The organism is Pseudomonas sp. F8002 (genome assembly GCF_013385495.1).
GTDB lineage: Bacteria > Pseudomonadota > Gammaproteobacteria > Pseudomonadales > Pseudomonadaceae > Aquipseudomonas.
In genome coordinates, this window is record NZ_JACAPW010000042.1 from 60,542 (window position 1) to 81,853 (window position 21,312).

Annotated in this window: 24 protein-coding genes; 13 read left to right on the top strand and 11 right to left on the bottom strand. The window is 62.0% G+C overall.

From position 1 onward, the window contains the following. Positions 1–100 precede the first annotated feature (100 nt). Entirely contained in the window at positions 101–1,132 is a 1,032-nt protein-coding gene (locus HX811_RS28225) for a LacI family DNA-binding transcriptional regulator (protein WP_167665540.1), read from the bottom strand. A 212-nt stretch (positions 1,133–1,344) separates the two neighbouring features. Here HX811_RS28225 and HX811_RS28230 point away from each other — a divergent pair, with 212 nt between their 5' ends. Together HX811_RS28230 and HX811_RS28235 are read left to right on the top strand one after the other, a co-directional pair. Then, the gene (locus tag HX811_RS28230) at positions 1,345–1,878 is read left to right on the top strand and encodes a gluconokinase (protein WP_008431624.1); all 534 of its coding nucleotides are present in this window, start codon (positions 1,345–1,347) and stop codon (positions 1,876–1,878) included. Between the two features lie 84 nt (positions 1,879–1,962). Beyond that, positions 1,963–3,318 carry a GntP family permease gene (locus HX811_RS28235; RefSeq protein WP_008431626.1) on the top strand — a complete coding sequence of 452 codons (1,356 nt, stop codon included), beginning with the start codon at positions 1,963–1,965 and terminating at the stop codon, positions 3,316–3,318. Positions 3,319–3,438: 120 nt separating this feature from the next. Here HX811_RS28235 and alaC read toward each other — a convergent pair whose 3' ends face one another. Then, on the bottom strand, positions 3,439–4,656 hold the full coding sequence (alaC, locus tag HX811_RS28240) for an alanine transaminase (RefSeq protein WP_087693162.1): 1,218 nt from the start codon (positions 4,654–4,656) through the stop codon (positions 3,439–3,441). A 196-nt stretch (positions 4,657–4,852) separates the two neighbouring features. Here alaC and HX811_RS28245 point away from each other — a divergent pair, with 196 nt between their 5' ends. Next, entirely contained in the window at positions 4,853–5,338 is a 486-nt protein-coding gene (locus HX811_RS28245; protein ID WP_177048369.1) for a GyrI-like domain-containing protein, read from the top strand. Between the two features lie 46 nt (positions 5,339–5,384). On the opposite strand, the gene HX811_RS28250 is transcribed toward HX811_RS28245, so the two are convergent. Together HX811_RS28250 and HX811_RS28255 are read right to left on the bottom strand one after the other, a co-directional pair. Then, on the bottom strand, positions 5,385–5,990 hold the full coding sequence (locus tag HX811_RS28250) for a pyridoxamine 5'-phosphate oxidase family protein (RefSeq protein ID WP_177048371.1): 606 nt from the start codon (positions 5,988–5,990) through the stop codon (positions 5,385–5,387). A 20-nt stretch (positions 5,991–6,010) separates the two neighbouring features. Further along, on the bottom strand, positions 6,011–6,496 hold the full coding sequence (locus HX811_RS28255) for an N-acetyltransferase (RefSeq protein ID WP_134327202.1): 486 nt from the start codon (positions 6,494–6,496) through the stop codon (positions 6,011–6,013). Positions 6,497–6,642: 146 nt separating this feature from the next. On the opposite strand from HX811_RS28255, the gene HX811_RS28260 reads away from it, so the two are divergent. From HX811_RS28260 to HX811_RS28275, 4 genes are read left to right on the top strand one after another with little or no spacing between them, the layout of a single operon-like run. Further along, positions 6,643–7,062 carry a nuclear transport factor 2 family protein gene (locus HX811_RS28260; RefSeq protein ID WP_177048373.1) on the top strand — a complete coding sequence of 140 codons (420 nt, stop codon included), beginning with the start codon at positions 6,643–6,645 and terminating at the stop codon, positions 7,060–7,062. Positions 7,063–7,104: 42 nt separating this feature from the next. Beyond that, positions 7,105–7,449: a YciI family protein gene (locus HX811_RS28265; RefSeq protein ID WP_003213107.1), complete on the top strand. Its 345-nt coding sequence runs from the start codon at positions 7,105–7,107 to the stop codon at positions 7,447–7,449. 29 nt (positions 7,450–7,478) lie between these two features. Next, a complete protein-coding gene (locus tag HX811_RS28270; protein WP_003213108.1) occupies positions 7,479–7,961 on the top strand; it encodes an SRPBCC family protein in 483 nt (160 codons plus the stop codon). Positions 7,962–7,963: 2 nt separating this feature from the next. After that, positions 7,964–9,175 carry an RNA polymerase sigma factor gene (locus HX811_RS28275; RefSeq protein ID WP_177048392.1) on the top strand — a complete coding sequence of 404 codons (1,212 nt, stop codon included), beginning with the start codon at positions 7,964–7,966 and terminating at the stop codon, positions 9,173–9,175. Positions 9,176–9,313: 138 nt separating this feature from the next. Here HX811_RS28275 and HX811_RS28280 read toward each other — a convergent pair whose 3' ends face one another. Then, a complete protein-coding gene (locus tag HX811_RS28280) occupies positions 9,314–10,039 on the bottom strand; it encodes an SDR family oxidoreductase (protein ID WP_177048375.1) in 726 nt (241 codons plus the stop codon). Positions 10,040–10,150: 111 nt separating this feature from the next. Between HX811_RS28280 and HX811_RS28285 the strand changes: the two genes are divergently transcribed. Continuing rightward, on the top strand, positions 10,151–10,993 hold the full coding sequence (locus HX811_RS28285; RefSeq protein WP_177048377.1) for a LysR family transcriptional regulator: 843 nt from the start codon (positions 10,151–10,153) through the stop codon (positions 10,991–10,993). A 137-nt stretch (positions 10,994–11,130) separates the two neighbouring features. Here the strand turns inward: HX811_RS28285 and HX811_RS28290 are convergent, their stop codons facing one another. Further along, positions 11,131–11,985 (bottom strand): LysR family transcriptional regulator, encoded by an 855-nt coding sequence (locus HX811_RS28290; RefSeq protein WP_177048378.1) that lies wholly within the window; start codon positions 11,983–11,985, stop codon positions 11,131–11,133. 89 nt (positions 11,986–12,074) lie between these two features. Between HX811_RS28290 and HX811_RS28295 the strand changes: the two genes are divergently transcribed. Next, positions 12,075–12,512, top strand: coding sequence for a multidrug/biocide efflux PACE transporter (locus HX811_RS28295; RefSeq protein ID WP_177039797.1), 438 nt, complete (start codon positions 12,075–12,077; stop codon positions 12,510–12,512). Positions 12,513–12,569: 57 nt separating this feature from the next. Here the strand turns inward: HX811_RS28295 and HX811_RS28300 are convergent, their stop codons facing one another. Together HX811_RS28300 and HX811_RS28305 are read right to left on the bottom strand one after the other, a co-directional pair. Continuing rightward, on the bottom strand, positions 12,570–13,478 hold the full coding sequence (locus HX811_RS28300; protein WP_102605209.1) for a LysR family transcriptional regulator: 909 nt from the start codon (positions 13,476–13,478) through the stop codon (positions 12,570–12,572). Between the two features lie 57 nt (positions 13,479–13,535). Further along, positions 13,536–14,294: an SDR family NAD(P)-dependent oxidoreductase gene (locus tag HX811_RS28305; protein WP_177048380.1), complete on the bottom strand. Its 759-nt coding sequence runs from the start codon at positions 14,292–14,294 to the stop codon at positions 13,536–13,538. Positions 14,295–14,406: 112 nt separating this feature from the next. Here HX811_RS28305 and HX811_RS28310 point away from each other — a divergent pair, with 112 nt between their 5' ends. Next, complete coding sequence (locus HX811_RS28310) at positions 14,407–15,378, top strand: LysR family transcriptional regulator (protein WP_177048382.1); 972 nt, start codon at positions 14,407–14,409, stop codon at positions 15,376–15,378. On the opposite strand, the gene HX811_RS28315 is transcribed toward HX811_RS28310, so the two are convergent. After that, complete coding sequence (locus tag HX811_RS28315) at positions 15,299–16,216, bottom strand: LysR family transcriptional regulator (RefSeq protein ID WP_003211439.1); 918 nt, start codon at positions 16,214–16,216, stop codon at positions 15,299–15,301. The genes HX811_RS28310 and HX811_RS28315 overlap by 80 nt on opposite strands. A 150-nt stretch (positions 16,217–16,366) precedes the next feature. Here HX811_RS28315 and HX811_RS28320 point away from each other — a divergent pair, with 150 nt between their 5' ends. From HX811_RS28320 to HX811_RS28330, 3 genes are all read left to right on the top strand, one after another. Next, complete coding sequence (locus tag HX811_RS28320) at positions 16,367–17,125, top strand: 5-oxoprolinase subunit PxpA (RefSeq protein WP_003211441.1); 759 nt, start codon at positions 16,367–16,369, stop codon at positions 17,123–17,125. Positions 17,126–17,201: 76 nt separating this feature from the next. Further along, entirely contained in the window at positions 17,202–18,080 is an 879-nt protein-coding gene (locus tag HX811_RS28325; RefSeq protein ID WP_177048384.1) for an allophanate hydrolase subunit 1, read from the top strand. Beyond that, on the top strand, positions 18,077–19,051 hold the full coding sequence (locus tag HX811_RS28330) for a biotin-dependent carboxyltransferase family protein (RefSeq protein WP_177048386.1): 975 nt from the start codon (positions 18,077–18,079) through the stop codon (positions 19,049–19,051). The genes HX811_RS28325 and HX811_RS28330 overlap by 4 nt, the downstream gene beginning before the upstream one ends. A gap of 105 nt (positions 19,052–19,156) precedes the next feature. Here HX811_RS28330 and HX811_RS28335 read toward each other — a convergent pair whose 3' ends face one another. Both HX811_RS28335 and HX811_RS28340 read right to left on the bottom strand, forming a co-directional pair. Then, positions 19,157–20,773, bottom strand: a complete 1,617-nt coding sequence (locus HX811_RS28335; protein ID WP_177048388.1) for an inorganic phosphate transporter — start codon at positions 20,771–20,773, stop codon at positions 19,157–19,159. A gap of 138 nt (positions 20,774–20,911) precedes the next feature. Next, the coding region (locus tag HX811_RS28340; protein WP_177048390.1) for a transposase at positions 20,912–21,312 on the bottom strand (401 nt) is incomplete at its 5' end.

Below are 21,312 nucleotides of genomic sequence, written 5' to 3' on the forward strand. Positions count from 1 at the left end.
CCTTTCGCAGGTTTGTATACTGTCAGAAGTCACAGTGGATTTTCATACTCGCAAGGGCTAGCGTAGAGCGTTTTACCGATGGCCCGTATACAGGACCGGCCTAGGTACTCTCGCGCACCTTCAACTCAAACCCCATGTCCACCACCGGCCGGGCGATCTTGTTGCCCGCCATCACCGTCAACAAATGCTCTGCCGCCCGCCGGCCAATGGCTTCGCGCGGGGTGCTGATGCTGCTCAAGCGCGGCACCATGAACGAGGAAGACGGCAGGTCGTTGAAGCCCAGCACCGAGATCTGCTCCGGCACCTTGATGCCATGGCGCAGCGCTTCCAGCAGCGCACCTTGAGCCAGGTCGTCGTTGCCAAAGAAGATCGCGTCCACATCCGGATGGCTGGCCAGCAACTGCAGGAACAATTCACCACCCAGGCCCAGCGACGATGGCCGTGGCGTCAGCACTTCAAGCGCCGGGTCGTACAACCCCGCCTGTTGCAGAGCGCGCCTGAAACCCTCACCGCGCAACAACGTGCGCTGGTCCAACTGAGCGCCAATGTAGGCCAACCGCTTGCGACCCCGTGAGATCAAATGCGCCGCCGCCGTTTCCCCGGCGTTCAATTGCGAGAATCCTACGCAGTTCAGTCCGGCGCCCGGGTCCAGGTCCATCATGTACACACACGGCACATTGCTCGATTCCACCATGCGCCGGGCACTTTCCGTACGGTCAAACCCGGTCAGCAGCAAACCCCGTGGCTGGTAGGCCATGTAGTTGCGCAGCAGGTCTTCTTCTTCGTCGCGGGAATAGTGGGTGTTGCCGATCAGCACTTCAAAGCCCTTGGGCCGCAGCACCTGGTGGATGGCTTCCAGGGTTTCGATAAACAGCAGGTTGGACAGTGACGGCACCAACACCACCACCGACTGGCTCTGGGCAGACGCCAGGGCACGGGCGGCCGGGTTGACCACGTAGCTCAGTTCGGCGGCGGCTTTTTGCACTTTTTCCACCAGTTCGGTGGCCACGGTGCTGATGCCGCGCAAGGCCCGGGAGGCGGTAATCGGGCTGACGCCAGCCAGGCGGGCCACTTCATTGAGGGTAGGGCGGCCCGTGGTGCGGGTATTTTTATCGTTCTTGGGAGTCATCAGGCGGCTTGCCAAACAAAAATCGAGGCACTAAGGTAGCGCTGTCTCCAAGACCCTGCAAATTCTTGAACGTCGGGATGCCTGTTCCCGTTCAAACCTTTGGAGCAGATGCACGCGTCACTCCATAAAAATGACAAGACGGCGCGGGAAAAGCCTGTTTTTGCACTAGCCTTACAGCGTGCAAAGGTAGCGCTATCTGCGTCTTGAGGTGTTTCATGAGTCAACCTGTTACTGCCCTCGTGATCATGGGTGTTTCCGGCTGTGGCAAGTCCAGCGTCAGCGAGGCCCTGTGCCTGCTGAATGGCGCCACCGCCATCGAAGGCGACAGCTTTCACCCCGCCGCGAACATCGAAAAGATGAGCGCCGGCCATCCCCTTAACGACGAAGACCGCGCCGGCTGGCTCGACATCCTGTGCGATGAGCTGCGCCGCTCGCTCAAGGCCGGCGAGCATCCGGTGCTCACCTGTTCGGCCCTGAAGAAGAAATACCGCGACCACCTGCGCGAAGCCGCGCCGGGCCTGGGGTTTGTGTTTCTGGAACTGACCCGCGAAGTCGCCGCCGACCGTGTATCCCATCGCCCCGGCCATTTCATGCCGGCCAGCCTCATCGACAGCCAGTTCGCCACTCTTGAATCGCCGGTGGGCGAGCCGTTGACCCTGGCCCTCAACGCCAGCGTAGACAGCGTCGAAGAACTGGCCGAGCAAACCAATGCCTGGTGGCTCGAACACGGCTTTGAACCAAACAAATAATTTTTTGCCGGACAAGATAGCGCTGTCCGCCTGCACTGAATTTTTTACCGGCTTTAATAACAACAACAAACAGGAGAGACCCCCATGTTTGGCTTGTCCCACGATACCTATCTGCTGCTCGATGCAGTGGTGACCATCATCGGCCTGATCGTGTTGATCACCCGGTTCAAAGTCCACCCGTTCATTGCGCTGATCATCGCCGCAGGCTTTCTCGGCCTGACCTCGGGCATGCCCGTGGACAAGATCATCAAGGCCTTCCAGGACGGCTTCGGCGGGGTGCTCGGCTTTGTCGGGATTATCCTCGCGCTGGGTACGATGCTCGGCAAGATGATGGCCGATTCCGGCGGTGCCGATCAGATCGCGCAAACCCTGGTGCGGGCCTTCGGCAAGGAGAAGGTGCAGTGGGCAATGATGTTCGCCGCGTTCCTGGTGGGCATTCCGCTGTTCTTCGAGATCGGTTTTGTGTTGCTGATCCCGCTGGTGTTTATCGTCGCGCGCCGTACCGGTGTGTCGCTGATCAAGATCGGCATTCCGCTGCTGGCCGGCCTGTCGGCGGTGCACGGCCTGGTGCCACCGCACCCGGGCCCTCTGCTGGCGATCGGCGTGTTCGGTGCCGACATCGGCAAGACCATTCTCTACGGCCTGATCGTCGCGCTGCCTACGGCGATCATCGCCGGCCCGCTCTACGGTTCGTTTATCGCCAAGTACATCCCGGGCAACCCGTCCCAGGAACTGGTAGACCAACTGGCCAGTGAGCAACCGGAATCCAAGACCCTGCCGAGCTTCAGCATCACCCTGATCACCGTGCTGTTGCCGGTGTTCCTGATGCTGCTGAAAACCTTCGCCGACGTCGCCCTGCCAGACGGCCATGTGATCCGCAACTGGATGGACATGATCGGTCACCCGATCACCGCGTTGCTGCTGGCCTTGCTGTTGTCGCTGTACACCTTTGGCCATCGCCAGGGCATTGGCTCCAAGCAAATCCTCAAGCTGCTCGACGCCAGCCTGGCGCCGACTGCAGCGATCATCCTGATCATCGGCGCCGGTGGTGGCTTCAAGCAGATGCTGGTGACCAGCGGCGTAGGTGATGTGATCGGCCATATGGCGGTGACCGCGCAGATCAACCCGATCCTGCTGGCCTGGCTGGTGGCGGCGGTGATTCGTGTGGCTACCGGTTCTGCGACGGTGGCGACCATTACCGGTGCCGGCATTGTAGTGCCGGTGGTAGGGATGATTCCGGGGGTGAACCGCGAGTTGCTGGTATTGGCGACGGGGGCGGGCTCGCTGGTGCTGTCTCACGTCAACGATGCGGGGTTCTGGCTGGTGAAGCAGTACTTCAATATGACCGTGGCCGAGACGTTCAAGACCTGGACGGCGATGGAGACCATTCTGTCGGTGGTGGCGTTGGGCTTTATCATGTTGCTGTCGCTGGTGGTCTAGGCGGTAAGTGATCGTTCCCACGCTCCGCGTGGGAACGCATCCTGTGACGCTCCGCGTCACAAGCGGACGCAGAGCGTCCAAGGCGGCATTCCCACGCAGAGCGTGGGAACGATCATCGGGTCAGGCGTCAGCTTTCTTGACCAGCCCATCCGCCCGGAACATCGCCCGGATGCCCCGCACCGCCTGGCGAATCCGGTCCTGGTTTTCGATCAGTGCAAAGCGCACGTGGTCGTCGCCATACTCACCAAAGCCAATCCCCGGCGACACACACACCTTCGCCTCAAGCAGCAGCTTCTTGGCAAACTCCAGCGAGCCCATCGCGGCATACGCCTCGGGAATCTTCGCCCAGACGTACATCGACGCCTTCGGGTTCTCGACCATCCAGCCCAGCTCATGCAGGCCTTTCACCAGCACGTTACGGCGCTGGCGGTACTGCTCGGCAATGTCCTTCACGCACTGCTGATCGCCTTCCAGCGCCGCAATCGCCGCGACTTGCAGCGGGGTGAAGGTGCCGTAGTCGTGGTAGCTCTTGATCCGCGCCAGGGCGTTGACCAGTTCCGGGTTGCCCACCATGAAACCGATGCGCCAGCCGGCCATGTTGTAGCTCTTGGACAGGGTGAAAAACTCCACCGCGATGTCCTTGGCCCCCGGCACTTGCATGATCGACGGAGCTTTCCAGCCGTCGTAGACGATGTCGGCGTAGGCCAGGTCATGCACCACCAGCACGTCGTACTGCTTGGCCAGGGCGATCACCCGTTCGAAGAAGTCCAGTTCCACGCACTGCGCGGTGGGGTTGGACGGGAAGCCGAGGATCATCATCTTCGGCTTGGGGATCGAGCCACGAATCGCACGTTCCAGCTCAGCGAAGAAGTCCACCCCCGGAATCAGCGGCACCGAACGCACCTGGGCGCCGGCAATCACGGCACCGTAGATGTGAATCGGGTAGCTGGGGTTGGGCACCAGCACCGTGTCGCCCTGGTCCAGGGTGGCCAGCATCAAGTGCGCCAGGCCTTCCTTGGAACCGATGGTCACGATGGCTTCGGTTTCCGGGTCGATGTCCACTTCGTAGCGGTCTTTGTACCAGCGCGAAATCGCCCGGCGCAGCCGCGGAATGCCTTTGGAAGTGGAGTAACCGTGGGTGTCTTCGCGTTGGGCGACGGTGACCATTTTTTCCACGATGTGCGGTGGCGTGGCGCCGTCCGGGTTACCCATGCTCAAGTCGATGATGTCTTCGCCGCGCCGACGCGCAGCCATCTTCAGCTCGGCAGTGATATTGAACACGTAAGGGGGGAGTCGATCTATGCGCGCAAAGCGGCGCGGCGAACCTGGTTCGGCCATTGTTGCCTCGAAATACGTAAGCGCCCGGAACCGTCCGAGCGACGTCGGCCACTGCGGTGGCCTGCGGGGCAGACAATACGGTCGGTGATGGCCAATTGTCCAGATGCTGTGGGAAAAATTTCTGCTTGGAGTGCGACGGGGATATGCCCCTATACTCGACGCGGGTTTGTTCCCTCATAAGAAGGAGACTGTTCAGATGGATCAACAGACAAAACTGCCGTTACAGCCGCGCATGGAAGAGGGCAAGGCCCTGGTGATCGCGGGCGTGCAAGGGCGTTATTCAAAGGCCACGATTGGCGATATTCCCAAGTTGTGGGAGCTGTTCGACAGCTGCTTCAAAGAGATCAAGAAACGCGTCGGCGGCGTGACCTATGGCGTGTGCTACAACGCCAAACACGATGAATTCGACTACCTGGCGGGCATCGAGGTGCCGACCAAGGGCGATGTACCGAGCAACTTCCAGTCGATTGAAATCCCGGCCCATCGCTATGCCGTGTTCCCGCATTTTGGCCCGGTGCAGGCGCTGGCGCAGACTTATGAACGCATCATGTTCGAATGGCTGCCGGCCTCCGGGTACAAGGTGGTCGGGGCTGATTTCGAGCGCTACAGCGCCGATTTCGATGTGGGTAAAGGCACGGGCTCCGTGGAAATCTGGATCCCGATCAACGCCGAATCCGCCTGATCGCGCCACTGGCAGGAGCGAGCACGTTCGCTCCTGCAATGGCCTCTCAATACAGCGTGGCCTTGACCCGCTCCGGCATCTCGCGGTCATAGGCTTCGGCGTCGAACGCGCCATCATTCAAGCGCTTGTGAAACGCCCCGGCGGAGGGCAGTGCAGAGCGATCCAGATGCTTTTCCGGGTTCCAGCAATCGGAGCGCACAAAGGCTTTGGAGCAATGGAAATATGCCGCCTCCACCTGCACCAGAATCACCGAACGGGCGGCTTTGCCATTTACCGCAAAGCTCTCCAGCAACCCAGGCTCGATGGAAATCTGCGCCCGGCCATTGACCCGCAACGTCTCGCCAATGCCCGGGATGATGAACAGCAACGCTATGCGCGGGTCCACCACCAGATTACGCAGGGTGTCGAGGCGGTTATTCCCCGGCCGATCCGGAATCGCCAGCGTGCGCTCGTCGATGATTCGTACAAAACCTGGCACGTCGCCACGGGGCGAACCGTCGATGCCGTCCGGGCCGGATGAACTCACCACCACCAAGGGTGACGCGCGGACCATGGCCTGGTAATCCTCGTTGAGAAACGGGATTTCCTTGCGCACGGCGCGTTCGTGGGGCAGGCCGTAGAGGGATTCGAGTTGTTCCAGGGTTGTTAGCATCTTCACCAGCTCCTTATTGTTTAAAACACCCACGCCAACCGGCGCTCATACCCAATCCGCCCCTTATACGCCTCCCCGCTGTCCACCCAACCCTGCTGCAAATACAGCCCCATCGCCGCCACATTGTCCGTGTCCACCGACAGCTCCAGCGCCTTGATCTGCGGCCAAACCAGGCGCGCGGCGGCGGGGAGGGCTTGCAGGCAGGCTTTGCCAAACCCCAGGCCTTGCTGATGGCGATCGACTTGCAACGCATGCAGCGTGGCGCTGTGTTCATCCGCCCAATGGGGCAGGCAGGGTGGGCGTTTGAGCAGCAGGAAGGCCACGGGAATCTCGTCGGCGAGTAACGCAAAGCCTGCCACGCCAGGGTTCGGATTGACCAGCAGGGTGTTCAGCGCACAGTAGATATCGCCGGAAAAACCCAGTTGTTCGGGATGCACTTCCAGGGCGTTGAGTTGCTGTTGTTGCAGGGCAGTCAACGTCTGATAGGCGACGAGGCGGGTTTCCATCGGCGTAGCATCCGAAATCCTACATAGAAGCGCGGATTCTAGCGGGTTTGCGCTAGTCGCAATTATTTTTTGCGGGACTGTCGATTGGCCCGGGGCTCAGTCGACTAAGGGTGTCTTCAGTGATTTTTCCCGCAAGGAGTATCGCCATGAGCACCGCAATCAGCAGCTTGATCGAACAATGGAAACAGGCGGTCACCGCCAAGGATGTCGAGAAAATAGTCAGCTTTTACGCCGACGATATCGTCGCGTTCGACGCCGTTAGCGCCCTGCAGTTCAAGGGCAAGGTCGCCTATCAGGCGCACTGGAAGGCGTGCATGGAGTTCTGCCCGGGCCCCGGGGTTTTTGACTTCCATGAGATGCATATCGTCGCCGGCGATAACAGCGCCTTTGCCCACTGGCTCGCGCACTGTGGCGGCACCGGGCCCGACGGCGTACTCAAGACCTGCTGGATGCGCGTCAGCGCCGGCTACCAGCGCGTTGGCGGCGAGTGGAAAGTGGTGCATGAACATTGGTCGGCACCGTTCGACATGGAAACCGGCGCCGGTCTGTTCGACCTGAAACCTTGAGCGCCGCGAACTATAGTCAGTTGTCCGAAAACGGAGAATCCCATGAAATACCTCTGCCTGATCTATAGCAACGAACAGGTGCTGCACGATTCGCCCGACAGCCCCAAGGACCCGGAATGTTTCGCCTATGGCCAGTCCGTGCAGGCCAGCGGGCGCATGCTCGCCGCCGAGCCGCTGGAGTCGGTGAGCACCGCCACCACCGTGCGCATGCGCAATGGCAAGTTGTCGATCACCGACGGACCGTTTGCGGAAACCAAGGAGCAGCTCGCCGGGTTTTACCTGATCGAAGCCAAGGACCTGAATGAAGCGATCCAGGTGGCCGGCGGCATACCGGCCGCCCGGGTCGGCAGTGTGGAAGTACGCCCCGTGCGTGAATTGAATCTCTGATCACAACAATAAAACCCAGGAGGTTTCCCATGAGCATTCAACCCAAACCCGCCGAATTTGAACTGTCCATCAGTCGCTTGATTGATGCCCCTCGCAGCCGCGTGTTTCGCGCCTGGACCGAGCCGGCCTTGTTGCAGCAGTGGTGGGGCCCACACGGCATGACCACTCCCGAGTGCGAAATGGACCTTTGGGTGGGTGGGCAATTTCGCACGCTGATGCGCGCGCCGGACGGCAGCGAATACCCGACCCAGGGCGTATTCCTGGAGATTACCGCCCCCAGTCGGCTGGTGTTTACCGACGCCTTCACCCCCGGCTGGATCCCTTCGGGCCAGCCATTCATGACCGCCGAAGTCACCTTTGAAGATGTCGACGGCAAAACCCTCTATACCGCCCGCGCCATGCACTGGAGCGCCGAGACCAAGCAGGCCCACGAAGCCATGGGCTTTCACGAAGGCTGGGGGCAGAGCCTCGACCGGCTGGTGACGCTGGTGACCGAAGGCCTGCGCGATTGACGGTGCAGGCCCGGGTTGAAGCGGTTTATCGCAGCGAATCGCGGCGCATCCTGGCGACCCTGATTCGCTTGCTTGGCGATTTCGACCTGGCTGAAGAAGCCTTGCACGAGGCGTTCTTCGTCGCAGTCGAGCGCTGGGGGCAGGATGGTGTGCCGGATAACCCCCGGGCCTGGCTGGTCTCGACCGGGCGCTTCAAGGCCATCGACCGTTTACGTCGCCAGGCGCGTTTTACCCCGTTGTTGCAGGCGCAAGCCGATGCGCTGGAAGCGGCAGACTGGAGCGTTGAAGACGTGGAAGACGACCGCCTGCGCCTGATCTTCACCTGCTGCCACCCGGCCCTGGCGGCGGATGCCCAGGCGGCGCTGACCTTGCGTGAGATCTGCGACCTCACCACCGAGGAAATCGCCCGGGCGTTTCTCGCCACGCCCACTAGCATCGCCCAGCGCATCGTGCGGGCCAAGGGCAAGATCCGCGAAGCGAAGATCCCCTATCAGGTGCCATCCCTGGCGGAGTTGCCCGAGCGCCTGGACAGTGTGCTGCGGGTGATTTACCTGGTGTTCAACGAAGGCTATTCGGCGTCCATGGGCGCCGACCTGACCCGTGAAGACCTGACCCGCGAAGCGATTCGCCTGGGCCGTTTGCTGATGGAGCTGTTGCCGGAACCGGAAGTGATGGGCTTGCTGGCGCTGATGTTGCTCCACGAGTCCCGGCGCCCGGCACGCACCTCGGCGGGCGGCGAATTGGTGCTGCTGGATGAGCAGGACCGTTCGCTGTGGGATGCGTCGTTGATTGCTGAAGGATGCGCCCTGGTGGAGAAATCCCTGACCACACGCCGCTTCGGGCCCTACAGCCTGCAGGCAGCGATTGCGGCGGTACACGCTGAAGCCGTGAGCGCCGATGAGACTGATTGGCCGCAGATCGTCGGGCTGTATGACGTGTTGCTTGGAGCGATGCCATCGCCGGTGATCGAGCTGAATCGCGCGGTGGCCGTTGCGATGCGCGATGGGGCGCAGACCGGTTTGCAATTGGTGGACGGCATTCTGGCGCGGGGGGAGTTGGTGGACTATCACCTGGCGTACTCGGCGCGTGGCGAGTTTTGTCGGCGATTGGGGCGAGTGGAGGACGCGCGGCGAGCGTTTGAACGGGCGCTGGCATTGACCCGGCAAGTGCCCGAAAAGCGCTTTATCGAGCGGCGTTTGGCCGAACTCAAATAGTGCAGGCGCCGGAGATCCAAATGTGGGAGCGGGCTTGCTCGCGAATGCGGTGTGTCAGTCAACATTTCAGTGACTGATCCACCGCATTCGCGAGCAAGCCCGCTCCCACATTTGTTCGATGTTGTCTTGATGAATGAGTTACGGCTGCTGACGCGTCGCCGCCAACACGATCTCGCGAATGCACACATGCTGCGGCTGCTGGTAGGCATAGGCAATCGCCGAAGCCACATCATCGGCGCTCAGCACGGTGCCGCCCATGTCCTGTTTCCACGCCTGGTAGCCGGTCTTGATGGCTTCGTCGGTGGTGTGGCTCAGCAGTTCGGTTTCCACCGCGCCCGGCGCAATGGTGATCACACGCACATTGTGCGGCGACATTTCTTCCCGCAGGTTTTCCGAAATCCCATGCACGGCGAACTTGGTGCCTACATAGGCGACGTGGTTGGGGAAGGTCTTGCGCCCGGCCACCGAGCTGACGTTGATGATGGTGCCGCCCTTGCGCTTGACCATGCTGCCAGCCACCGCATGGATGCCGTTCAGCAGGCCCTTTACGTTGACGTCGAGCATCTGCTCCCACTGTGCCGGGTCCTGTTCGCTGACCGCGCCCAGCAGCATCACGCCGGCATTGTTGATGAGTGCATCGGCCGGGCCGAATTGGGCTTCGGCTTCTTTCACCGCTGCCACCAGCGCGGCGCGGTCGGTGATGTCGACACCGCGGCTCAAGGTGTTCGGCAACTCCAGCGCATTCAGCCGGTCGACGCGGCGGGCCAGCAGCAACACCGGGTGGCCGGCGGCCGACAGCAAGCGCGCGGTGGCTTCGCCAATGCCCGAACTGGCGCCGGTGATGATGATCAATGGCTTGCTCATGATGGAACTCCTGAAATAAGAAAAACAAATAACTGAACGTGGCGCGCAGTATATTTAGCCCTCGGCTGGCTGAAAAATGCCTTATTCCTCTGTCTGTCATCGGTATTAACTATGGATGTGCGTCATCTCAAGGCGTTTCTCGCGGTATTCGAGGAACGCAATATCACCGCCGCCGCCCAGCGCCTGTTCATCAGCCAGCCGACGTTGTCGGTGACTATCAAGCAACTGGAAGAAGAACTGGGCGTGGCGCTGTTTCTGCGCCAGTCTCGTGGGGTCGAGGTCAGTGACGAGGCGCGGGTGCTGTACCCGCAAGCCCGGCGCATGGTGGCCGAGGCCGACGCATTGAGCCGCTTGTTTCGCGGGCGCGAAAACCGCATCGCCCTGGAACTGGGGGTGGAAGGCGATATTGCCGACAGCCAGATCGAAACTTTCCTGCGCATGGCGCACCAGGGCCTGCCGGGTTTGCTGCTGACCTTGCAGGAAGGCTGCGAAGGAGAAGGGCGCCTGGCGGTAGAGGAAATGTGCTGCGAGGACGAATTGTTCCTGCCGCTTTGGGAAGAGTCCTACGTGATGGCGCTGCCGATTGCGCACCCGATGGCGGCGGGCGGCAAGGAGCAGGCCTGGGCGCCGATCGAAGACTGGATCACCTGCCCGCAGCATGATTCCCACCAACGGCTGATGGCCTTGTACGGCCGCTCGCCCCAGGCGGTGGCCGGGCATGCCGGTTCGTTGACCCAGGCATTGCACATGGTGGCGGCCGGTGTCGGCGTGGCGATGTTGCCGCAGTCGCTGGCGACGGAGCGGGCCGGGGTGGTGATTCGCCCCTGGCACCTGCCGGCACCGACGCGTCGGGTGGGCTTGTGCTTTGCCGCCCAGGCCCTGGAGTTGCCGGCGTTGCGGGCCTTGCATGAGTATTTCCAGAACAACCGCCCGCCGCAGATTGAAGCCGCCTGACGGCGCCTTTGAATTCACCGCAAATTCAATGTAGGAGCTGGCTTGCCTGCGATAGCGGTGGTGACTGACACACCGCTATCGCAGACAAGCCAGCTCCCACATTTGATCTTCATTGTTGCGAATAGTGTGTTCCGGCGTTATTCCAGCATCTTGCCCAGCAGCCAACTGCCGGCCGGGCCGGGCGGATGCTGGCGTGACCACAACGCGTCCACCGCCACCGAGCGCGGCCAGCCCCGGGCCTTGATTTCACACAGGTGGTCGCCGCCAAACCGCTCCACCAGCCAGCGCGGCAGCGGTGCCCAGCCAAAACCCAGCTGCGCCATTTCCATCAGCATCAGGTAACTGGGCGCTGACCACACTCGGCCCAGGCCGCGGGTTTCATTCGGGTTGATGATGCTCGCCAGGCGCAGTTCGCGGTGTTGTTCCAGGGTTTGCTGGTCGATGTCCGCAAGGTTCGCCAGCGGATGTTTGGGGGCGACAAACAGCGCGATTTCCGTGCGCTCTTCCACGGTGGTGCTGGTGAGGTCCGGCGGGTAAACCTCCTGCATCTCGATAAACGCAATCTGCGCCCGGCCACTTTGCACCAGGGCGATCAAGTCCTCGCATTCGGCGATCAGGCATTCCAGTTCCAGGTCCGGGTAGCGCTCCTCGAAGGCGCTGAGGGCGGTTTCGAAACGGTCCGACTGGTACGTATCGGACATCGCGATACTCAACTTCGGCTCCAACCCCTGGGACAACTGGCTGGCCGCCAACTCCAGGCGGCTGCTGGCTTCCAGCACTTGCTCGGCGCGTTGCAGCAGCACATGCCCGGCCGGGGTCAGCGTCGGCTTGCGGCTGCTGCGATCAAACAGCACCACATCCAGGTCAATCTCCAGGCTGGCCACCGCCGCGCTGACGGTGGACTGGCTCTTGCCCAGCTTGCGCGCCGCCGCTGAAAACGAACCGTGGGTCGCCGCCTGCACAAACGCCTGAAGCACTTCGTGGGATGCCATGACTATCGCCTTGATCGATGGTTATTGGTTATGAAGTATCGAGTCAAAGGGTAATGATGGCAACCATCGTCACTCACGGAGAACGGGTCATGACACCCACCAAGTCGATTACTGAACGCGTTTGGCAGGCCATTGGTTTTGAAGGTTTGGCCTTGTTGATCTGTACACCGCTGCTGGCGTGGATCATGGATAAACCGGCCCTGGAGATGGGCGTCGTGACCTTGGCCATCAGCCTTATGGCACTGGCCTGGAACGTGATTTTCAACGGCCTGTTCGACCGTCTCAAGGCGCGCCTGCAACTGTCCGGCGGGGTGTGGACCCGCGTGCTGCATGCGTTGATGTTTGAAGGCGGCCTGGTGGCGATCTGTGTGCCGTTGATTGCCTGGTGGCTGAACATCAGCCTGATGCAGGCGTTTATCCTCGACATCGGCGTGTTGTTGTTTTTCCTGCCGTACACCTATGTGTATCACTGGGCGTATGACGCCGCGCGGGAGCGGATCCTGCAGAAACGGATGCGCACCGCGTAGGAGTCCGGCTTGCCGGCGATGGCGATTTTGGATACGTCATCGCCGGCAAGCCAGCTCCTATAGGGGTTGTAGGGCGGCCACAAAATCGAGGAATGCCCGCACCTTGGCCGCCGGCAAATGCCGCGATGGGTAGAAGGCATACAACGGGAAGCGCTCGTCGGGCCAGTCGGGAAACAACTCGATCAACGCGCCGGATTCCAGCGCCGGTGCCAGCCCAAGGTCGAGCATTTGCGCCACGGCATGGCCGTGTTCGCACACGCTGTACAAGGTCCCTGCATCGTTGACCACCAGCCGCCCGCTGGTGGCGATGTTGACCTGCTCGCCCGGCCGGTGGAATTCCCAGCCAAACGGCCGGCCGGTCTGGGAGTCGCGAAAGTCGATGCACACGTGCTGGCCGTCTTCCAGGTCCTTGGGGTGTGAAGGGCGACCATGCCGCTCGAGATAAGCTGGCGAGGCCAACGTCAGCACCCGCACTTCCATCAGCTTGCGGGCGATCAGCGAGGACGATTGCGGAATGCCAAAACGGATGGCCAAATCAAAGCCATCCGCCACCAGGTCCCCGAGTTGATCCCGTGTGTGCAGGTCCAACTGCAACTGCGGGTACTGACTCATGAATTCACCCAGCACCGGCCCCAGCACCAGCCGCGAAAAGTACGGGTCGATGTTCACCCGCAACCGCCCGCGCACCGTCAGGGCGCTGTCGGCCGCCGAGCTGGCGGCTTCTTCCAGGCCGGCCAGCAGCGGGGCGATTTCCTGGTAGAAACGCCGACCTTCGTCGGTCAATTGCACCGAGCGGGTAGTGCGGTCGAACAGGCGGATGCCCAAGCGTTTTTCCAGCCGCGAAATAGCCCGGCTGACCCCCGAAGGCGTCATCTCCAGGCTGTCGGCGGCGCGGGCGAAACTGCCGCTGTCGACCACGGCGGCCAGTACGCCCATGCCACCGGCCAGTCCAGGATCAAAACTCATGGGTGATTGCCTGTCAGGTAACCGAAAGCATTGATGCTAGCGGAGAATCCGAGCGCGTTACAGAAACATCCCGCCCGAGGCCTCGACCCGTTGCCCGGTGATCCAGTTGCTGCCGTCGGCCAGCAGGGTAGAAATCGCCCCGCCGATATCATCCGGCAAGCCTGCGCGACCGAGGGCGGTGTTGTTGGCGACCATCGCGTTCACGTCCGGATTGTCGCGCACCACGCCGCCGCTGAAGTCGGTGGCAATCGCGCCGGGGGCCAGAGTGTTGACGGTGATGCCACGGGCACCCAGTTCCTTGGCCTGGTAGCGGGTCAGCACTTCCACCGCGCCTTTCATCGAGGCATAGGCCGAATAACCCGGCAGGCTGAAGCGCGCCAGGCCGCTGGAGATATTGATGATGCGGCCACCGTCGCTGATCAGCGGCAGCAGTTTCTGGGTCAGGAAAAACGGGCCCTTGAAGTGGATCGCCACCAGTTGGTCGAACTGCGCTTCGGTGGTGTCGGCGAAGCTGGCGTGGGCGCCGACCCCGGCGTTGTTGATCAGGAAGTTGAAGTGCGCCTGGCCGAACACGTCCTTCAATACCGAGCCGACCTGGGCGGTGAACGCCTCGAAGGTGGAACTCTGGCTGACGTCCAGTTGCAGCATGGCCGCCTTGCCGCCCAGCGCTTCGACTTGGGCGACCACGGCCTGGGCTTCGTCCGCTGCGCTGTTGTAGGTACCGATAATGTCGACGCCTTGTGCCGCCAGGTGCAGCGCAGCGCTTTTGCCCAGGCCGCGGCTGGCGCCGGTGATGAGTGCGATTTTACGGGTCATGGTGAAGTCCTCGGGGCGTGTGATGGTTCGTGGGACTGAGTGTATTTGTCCGGCCATAACGTGATAAACAGAGCTATGCCGGAATCACTGGCCGGATAAGGCGAACAATCCCATGAACAAACTAGAGTTGCTGCGTACCTTCGTGCGCGTCACCGAACTGTCGAGTTTCACCCAGGCGGGCGAGAGCCTGGGCTTGCCGCGCTCCACGGTTTCCGAGCATGTGCAGGCGCTGGAAGAGTTGCTGGGCGCGCGCCTGTTGCAGCGCACCACGCGCAAGGTCCAGGCGACCCAGGACGGGCGCGTGCTGTATGAGCGCAGCAAGGATTTGCTGTCGCACATGGAAGAGCTGGAAGGCTTGTTTCGCCAGGATGAAGCGCAGCTGGCGGGGCGCATTCGGGTGGACATGCCCAATGTCATGGCCCGGGAATTGATCCTGCCGCGCCTGCCCGAGTTCATGGACCTGCACCCGCTGATCGAGCTGGAAATCAGCAGCACCGACCGCCAGGTTGATTTGCTGGCGGAAGGTTTCGACTGCGTCTTGCGCGTCGGTGCGCAGCCGGACCAGTCGGTGGTAGCCCGCTTGTTGTGCAGCATGCCGATGATCAACTGCGCCAGTGCTGCGTACCTGAAGCGCCACGGCGTACCCAGGACGCTCGCTGATTTGGCTCACCATCAGTTGGTGCATTACGTACGCCCGCTGGGCTCACGTTCTCCAGGGTTTGAATACGTACAAGGCAACAAGGTGCAGCGGATTCCCATGGCCGGGCGCGTCACGGTCAACAGCACCGACGCTTACCGGGCGGCGTGCATCGGTGGCTTTGGCCTGACCCAGGTGCCCGCCCTGGGCATTCACGATCAACTGGCCAGCGGCGAGTTGGTGGCGGTGCTGGCGGACTATCCGGCGCCGGCACTGGACGTGTCCCTGCTGTACGCCGGCCAACGGCATTTGCCGCTGCGGGTGCGGGTGTTCATGGATTGGCTGGCCGCCACCTTGCAGGCTGCTTTCAACGCCGGGCAGACAACTGCTGCGGCGCCAGGAATGCATCATGGAAGTAATCCCGAAACGCCTGCATCGCCGGAGTGAAATCGCGCTCGCGGTGCCAGGCCAGGCCGACGCTCATGGGCGTGACCTTGTCGGTGACGCTCACGGTTTCGATGCGTTTGCCTTCCAGTGACCACGGGCGATGCACCAGGTCTGACAAGATCGCCACGCCGCTGCCGTTGGCGACCATGCTGCGCACTGCCTCCACCGAACTGGTGCGCAGCCGCACCTTGGGGGTTTGCCCGGCCTGTTCCCAGTAGCGCATGGCGCTTTGTTCGGCTTCGTCGACGGTGAGGAAAATGTACGGCTCCCTGGCCACATCGGCGAGGCTCACGGCGGGGCGTTCGCACAACGGGTGATGGCTGGGCAGCCACAGGCGGCGTTCGGAGTTGAAGAGGATTTCCGAGACGATATCCGCGTGGGTGAGGTTGGCGGTGAGCACCACGGCCATGTCGAACTGGCCGTTAAGCAGGCCGTGTTCGATGGCCTGGCGTTCCTGTTCGAACACCTCGATGGTCACGTCCGGGTGCCAGTGTTCCATGCGCTGCAAGTGGTGCGGCAGGAAGTAACCGAGCACGGTGTAGCTGGCGGCCACCCGCAATACGCCGCTGGCGCGGTAGTCCGGCAACGGGCTGTTCAGGGCATCGTCGACGCTGCGCACAATCACATACGCCCGGTTGAGGAAATGCCGCCCGGCGTCGGTCAGGCTCATGCCCTGGGCCGAGCGCACGAATAGCTGCGCGCCGAGCATCGCTTCCAGCTCCTTGATCGCGGTGGTCACCGCCGATTGGGAGATGTTCAGGTGAATCGCCGCCTGGGAGATCTGGCCGATTTCGGCGGTGGCGACGAAGTAGCGGATTTGGCGCAGGGTCAGGGACATTGGTTTCTCCGCTCGCTCCCACGCTCTGCGTGGGAACGATCAGTATCGGGTATCTGATTTTCAGAAGATGGGCCATCTGATAATAGATCTTCCCAAGGGGTCAAGCCGCAGCCTAATTTCCATCGCAAGAACTTCAACGGAGCGACCCCGATGCAGGCAGTGGATTTCAATTCGGACATGGGCGAAGGCTTCGGCCCCTGGACCATCGGCGACGGCGTCGACAGCGAACTGATGGCCTACATCAGCTCGGCCAACATCGCCACCGGCTTTCACGCCGGCGACCCGGGCACCATGCGCCGTACCGTCGAACGCGCCAAGCAGTTGGGCGTGGCGATTGGCGCGCACCCGGGTTTTCGCGACCTCGTAGGTTTCGGCCGACGCCATATCAACGCCCCGGCCCAGGAGCTGGTGGACGACATGCTCTATCAGCTCGGCGCCCTGCGGGAAATCGCCCGGGTGCAGGGCCTGACGCTGCAACACATCAAGCCCCACGGCGCGTTGTACATGCACCTGGCGCGGGATGAAGAAGCGGCGCGGTTGCTGGTGGAAAACCTGCAACGCCTGGAACCCACGCTGTTGCTGTACTGCATGCCCAACTCGGTGATCTGGCGCATTGCCAAGGAACTCGGCCAGCCGGTGGTGCGGGAGTTTTATGCCGACCGTGAGTACGATCTCACCGGCTCCATCGTGTTTACCCGCAATGTGCGGGCGCTGGATCCGGCGACGGTTGCGGCGCGTGTCCTGCGTGCCTGCCAGACCGGCCTGGTGCGCACGGTTGAAGGCGAAGACCTGTTTATCGAATTCGATTCCATTTGCCTGCACAGCGACACCCCCGGCGCCCTTGAACTGGTGGAAGCCACTCGTGAAGCGCTGGATCAGGCGGGCATCGAAGTACGCACACCCCGCTGACCGACACCGGTGCCCAGACACCGGGTCTGACTGATTTTTTGCCTGCCTTTCTACAATGATTCCAAGAGGAACAGACATGGCTGAATCTTCCCCGATCCGCTACAGCTTTGGCGGTGATGAACACCTGTTTGCCGAGGTCAGCGAGAGCATGTCCCTGGAGGCTTTCTTCAAGGGCATGGCCGTCACCCGCGCGGTGGAGCGCCTGGCCCTGGACGGTGTGCTGGACGTCTGCCTGGCAAATGCCTCGTTCCAGATTCGCTTCGACCCGGACCGCATCGCGCCCCACGTGTTGCTCGACGCGGTACAAAGCGCCGAAGCCCAGGCCGTGGCCGAACGTACCTTGCACACCCGCATCATCGAAATCCCGGTGCTGTACAACGACCCCTGGACCCATGAAACCCTGATGCGCTTTCGCGACCGTCATCAGGACCCGACCGGCACCGACCTGGAATACGCAGCGCGGATCAACGGCCTGGCGGATGTGGACGCGTTTATCGCGGCCCACAGTGGCGCGCCGTGGTTTGTCTCGATGGTGGGGTTTGTGGCGGGCTTGCCGTTCATGTTCCAGATGGTGGAACGCGAGCGGCAGTTGCAGGTGCCCAAGTACCTGCGCCCACGCACCGACACGCCGAAATTGACCCTCGGCCACGGCGGCTGCTTCGGCTGTATCTATTCGGTACGCGGCGCCGGCGGTTACCAGATGTTCGGCGTCACCCCGGCGCCGATCTACGACCCGCAACAGCAACTGGCTTACCTGAAAGAGCACATGGTGTTCTTCCGCCCCGGCGACATCGTGCAGTTCAAACCCATGGACCGCGACGCCTATGACCTGGCCGTGGCAGAAGTGGACGCAGGATGCTTCGACCTGCGCATCCGCCCGGTGGAGTTTTCCCTCGACGCCTTTCTCGCCGACCCCATCGGCTACCCGAAAACCCTGCAGGAGGCGCTGGCATGATCAAGGTACTCAAACCTGGCCTCGCCACCTCCGTGCAGGATCTTGGCCGCGAAGGTTATTACCACCTCGGCATCCCGCCATCCGGCGCCCTGGACCAATACGCGTTGAGCGCGGCCAACCACCTGGTGGGCAACCCCATCGGCGCTGCCGGGCTGGAATGCACGTTGATCGGGCCGGAGCTGGAGTTTCAGCAGGATGCCTTGGTGGCGTTGTGCGGGGCGCTGATGTCGCCGCGCCTGGACGGCGTGGTGGTGCATCAGGATACCGCGTTTGAAGTGCGGGCCGGGCAAGTGCTGCGCTTTGAATTTCCCAGGGCCGGCGCGCGGACTTACCTGGCGGTGGCCGGTGGCATCGATGTGCCACTGGTGTTGGGCAGTCGCTCGACTTACACCCTCGGCGCATTGGGCGGGTTTCAGGGGCGGCGGCTGGTGGAGGGTGATGAACTGCCCGTGGGCGAAGCCAGCGGCAAAGGCCGGGCGGGGAACAGTTTGCCCATGGCGTTGCGCCAATCGGTGGGTGGGGACGTGACCCTGCGGGTGGTGCCGGGGCTGTACTACGAGCGCCTGACGCCCGCCGCCAAAACCAGCTTTTTTGCCGAGCCCTGGACGGTGGGGTCGGAGGCCGACCGCATCGGCTATCGCTTCAAGGGCGGCAATGCCTTGAGCTTTCAGCCACGGGAACAACCGTTTGGCGCCGGGTCCGATCCGTCGAACATCGTCGACAGTTGCTACCCCATCGGCTCGATCCAGGTGCCGGCGGGCCTGGAGCCGATCGTGCTGCACCGGGACGCGGTGTCGGGCGGGGGCTACGCGATGATTGGCACGGTGATCAGTGCCGACCTGGATCTGATCGGGCAGATGCAACCGAACCAGCGGGCGGGGTTTGTGGCGGTGACGCTGGAGGAAGCGTTGGAGGCGCGGCGGGTGTACAAGAAGCGGCTGAAGCTGATGGGCGGGTTGTTTAATACCTGAGAACGCCGCCGAACCCCTGTGGGAGCTGGCTTGCCTGCGATAGCGGTGTATCAGTCACCACCGCTATCGCAGGCAAGCCCGCTCCCACATTTTTATCGGGTTGTGTCAGAACAATTGGGTGAATAGCCAGTACAGGCTACCCGATAACAGAATCGCCGCCGGCAAGGTCAGCACCCAGGCCATCAGCAAGTTGCGGATGGTCTTCATCTGCAAGCCACCGCCGTTCGCCACCATGGTCCCGGCCACACCCGACGACAACACATGGGTGGTGGACACCGGCAAGCCATACATGTCTGCCGCGCCGATGGTCAGCATTGCCACCATCTCGGCGGATGCGCCCTGGGCGTAGGTCAGGTGGGTCTTGCCGATCTTCTCGCCCACCGTCACCACGATACGTTTCCAGCCGACCATGGTCCCCAGCCCGAGGGCGATGGCCACGGCGATCTTGACCCACAGCGGGATAAACCGTGTGGCGTTGTCGATCTGTTGCTTGAACAGTTGCAGCTTGTTCTGGGTGTCGGCGTCGAAGTTGCCGACCTTGCCCTTGTCCATCAGGCGGATGGTTTCGCTGGTCAGGTACATGTCGTTACGCACGTTGCCCACGGCCTCGGCCGGAACGGCGGCGAGGGAGCCATAGCTCTTCACTTCCTCACCGATATGCCCGGTGATGGCGGCCAGGGCGGGCACCAGTTCCGGGGTGGCTTCCTTGGTGCGTACGTAGGTCGACAAGGTGCCGCGAGAGTCGGCGGGGGCCAGTTGCGGCGCCGCTTTTACCAGGGCGGCCTGGGTGACTTCGGCCACCGCGGCAAACTGCAACGACTCACCGGCCGGCATGGTGCGGTTCAACGCGTAGGCCATCGGCAGGGTGCCCACCAGGATCAACATGATCAGGCCCATGCCCTTCTGGCCATCGTTGGAACCATGGGCGAACGACACGCCGGTGCAAGTGACGATCAGCATGCCGCGAATCCACCACGGCGGCGGGGTGTCGCCTTTCGGCGCTTTGTACAGCGAGCGATTTTTCACGAAGGCCCGCAGCGCCAGCAACAGCAGGGCGGCGAAGGCGAAGCCGATCAGCGGCGACAGCAGCAACGCATAACCGATCTTGATCGCCTGGCCCCAGTCCACACCGCTGGTGCCGTCGCGGCCATGCATCAGTGCGTTGGCCACGCCCACGCCGATGATCGAGCCGATCAAGGTGTGGGACGACGACGCCGGCAGCCCCAGCCACCAGGTGCCAAGGTTCCACAGGATCGCGGCGATCAACAGCGCGAAGATCATCGCAAAGCCGGCGGAGGAGCCGACCTGTAAAATCAGCTCTACCGGCAGCAGGGCGATGATGCCGAACGCCACCGCGCCGCTGGATAGCAGCACGCCGAGGAAGTTGAAAAAGCCCGACCACACCACCGCGAAATGCGGTGGCAATGAGTTGGTGTAAATCACCGTGGCCACCGCGTTGGCGGTGTCGTGGAAACCGTTGACGAACTCGAAGCCCAGGGCGATCAACAGCGCCACGCCCAGCAGCAGGAACGGCGTCCAGGTGGTGACCACCGTGCCCAGCTCGTGCATGTCGTGCATCAGGCTGTAGGCGGTGAACAACAGGCCCATGGCGAGTACGGCGAAGAAAATGATCACCGTCACCAGGCCCGGTTTTTTGTCCAGGCGCGGTTTGGGATCGTTGGTGACGGAGGCGGTGGAGGCGGTCAGCGAAGGGGTTGCCATGCCGGAACATCCAGTGTTGAGGGAGGATATCCGTCATGATCGTTGCAGAATGTTACAGAGATGCTGCGGTAAATCAGTGTTTAGGGAATTGAAGTTGCCGCCGGTCTATAAAACACCGCCGATAAAATGTGGGAGATTCTATGGTTGGGGGGAAGCCCTCAAAACCGCTTTCGACTGGTATTCGCTTAGGTTTTTCATGAGGGAGAACGCGATACGCGCCAGCTTGCGAGCAATGATAACCAAGGCCTGAGTCGTTTTCAGGCCTCTGGCCAGATAGCCTTCATAGAGCGGTTTCCAAGCGTTTGACTTGATACCTGCTGAGGCCGCGTTATGCAGCAATCGACGGATCTCCGAGTCTCCTTTTTTACTCAGTGAGCGACGTCCGCTCATTTGCCCCGAGTCAGATACTCTCAAGTCCATTCCCAGGAACGCGATATAGGCATCGGCCCTTTCAAACTCGCCTCGTTGAAACGCCATCGTGAGCGCTACCGCAGTGAGAAAACCAATCCCCTCAACGGCTTGGCAGCGTTTGATCTGAT